The organism is Candidatus Cloacimonadota bacterium (genome assembly GCA_011372345.1).
Classification (GTDB): Bacteria; Cloacimonadota; Cloacimonadia; order Cloacimonadales; family TCS61; genus DRTC01.
The window spans coordinates 1-1,913 of record DRTC01000228.1; the positions used below are offsets into that span (position 1 = coordinate 1).

Here is a 1,913-nt window from a genome sequence, read left to right on the forward strand (position 1 = left end):
GATTTTTCTTATAAAAAACAATATGATCTTTCTCATTTTGATCTCTAAAATCTACCCAATTAATGCGATTTAAAAAATACTCTTCAATGGATTTTTATTATAATTTTTGAAATAAATAAGAATTGAAGATCTTTAATCTTTTTTCTTCATTATTTGACAATCACAGATCGAAGATAAAAACTTTGCGAAGGTCAAGAAAAGCAAGGATTAACACAACCTTCGCAATGTCTGAAAAATTACGGAGTAATAATCCTCGTCCCTCTGCCGTTATCATTGCCGGGTGAACTGTTATAAGATTCGATCACATTATAAATTACAGCGATGAAATTTTTGGAAAACTCTCCGTGGAAATAACTGTGAATAAGGTTGATATATTCGACAACATCCTTTTCATAATCGTTTAAATTCGGATTTTCCGGGTGCAGAAGATAAGAGATCGTTTTCAGTTTAAAAGTTGGAATATCCATAAATACGATCACGGAAGTCGGATCGGTCATCTGGTTGAGGAAGGTTTGCGTTCCTCTTTCCGGAACTGTATATAATTCCAGCGAAACCTGTTTGGTCAGATCAAAAATTGTATCAGCTTTGGTGTAAAGATCTGTTAAAATTGCCATTTTCTTCATCATATCGTCATTATAAGTGTCTTTAAGGAGTTGGATTGTTTCTTTCAGTTTTTCTTTTTTAGGAAGAAATCCGCAGCCTTTGATGGCGTTATTTACTTTGAAAGCAGAATCTTCCCGCTGATAACCATAAGTTGCGATTATACCATTATGAGGTCCTGCTAATCCAGGCATTTTTCCGGTTTTGATATCCTCGATCGTTTGGATCCTTTTCTGGAAATTCCATTGATAGAATATTTCCGGTAATTCTTCGAGCTGAAATTCTTGCCATTCTCCCTCAACTTTTGCTTTGATGATGTTCTCATTTAACCGGGAAGCATCGACTGCTTTGTGAGTGAAAGTATTGCCGTCCCATAATTCTTCCCCAAATCCTTCTGCAATAATCATTGAACTTATTACGATAAAAATAATTACGAAAAATGTTTTACATTTCACAGTTCTCTCCTTTTTACCTCATCCTCGATCCTTCTCCTTGGAAGAGAAGGAAGAAATCAAGGAATTATTTTTGTTTGGCTTAAATTAAATTCGTTTCTTGCTGTCAAATAAAATCCAGAATTTTCTCCAGGTGTTTTATCGTTTTTTCACTATTTTCATTTAATATTCCATAAAAACCAACTTCTTCAGCTGTCTTAATATTTATTGATCGATCATCGATAAAAATACTTTCTCTTGGATTCAGATCGAATTTATTCAGAGCATTCAGATAAATTTCAGGTTCCGGTTTAACTGCGTCCAATTCATACGAAAGCAGCAGATTATTCTTAAAGAAATGCAATGATGGAAATTTTTTCCAGATATGTGGAAAATGGATTTCATCAGTATTTGAGAGGATAAAAATATTATATTTCTGCCCTATTTTTTCTGCTAATTCGATCATCTCCGGAATTTCTGTAAATATACCTTCACACCAGATTTTCTCAAAATCTTCATCCGAAAGGTTGAAATTATATATTTTTCTCATCCTGCTGATGAAATCTATCTTTTTCATTTTGCCAGATTCAAAAAGCAGAATAGGTTCGCTGGCTTCGTCCAGATGTCTGTCTTTTGGATCATATCCAAGCTTTTTAAAAAAAATATCAAAATCAAAATCAACTAATACTTTCCCTAAATCGAAAATAACATTTTGGATATTCATTTAAAACCTTTAGTCGCAAATTTTTACGGATTTATCGGAACCATTGAAATGGTTTAGCAGGAAGAAAATACTTATAAACTTTTTCAAGGTGTTCATCTTTCCAGAATTATCGTTACCGGACCATCATTCACCAGAGAAACCTGCATAAATGCTCCGAA

3 protein-coding genes are annotated in these 1,913 nt (G+C 33.4%); all 3 read right to left on the reverse strand.

The window, feature by feature from the left end; genetic code table 11:
• Window positions 1-236: 236 nt before the first annotated feature.
• A complete protein-coding gene (locus ENL20_04420; GenBank protein ID HHE37799.1) occupies window positions 237-1,055 on the reverse strand; it encodes a hypothetical protein in 819 nt (272 codons plus the stop codon).
• A 103-nt stretch (window positions 1,056-1,158) separates the two neighbouring features.
• Complete coding sequence (locus ENL20_04425) at window positions 1,159-1,755, reverse strand: HAD family phosphatase (GenBank protein ID HHE37800.1); 597 nt, start codon at window positions 1,753-1,755, stop codon at window positions 1,159-1,161.
• Window positions 1,756-1,847: 92 nt separating this feature from the next.
• Window positions 1,848-1,913: D-tyrosyl-tRNA(Tyr) deacylase (locus tag ENL20_04430; GenBank protein ID HHE37801.1), on the reverse strand; the 66-nt coding region annotated here is incomplete at its 5' end.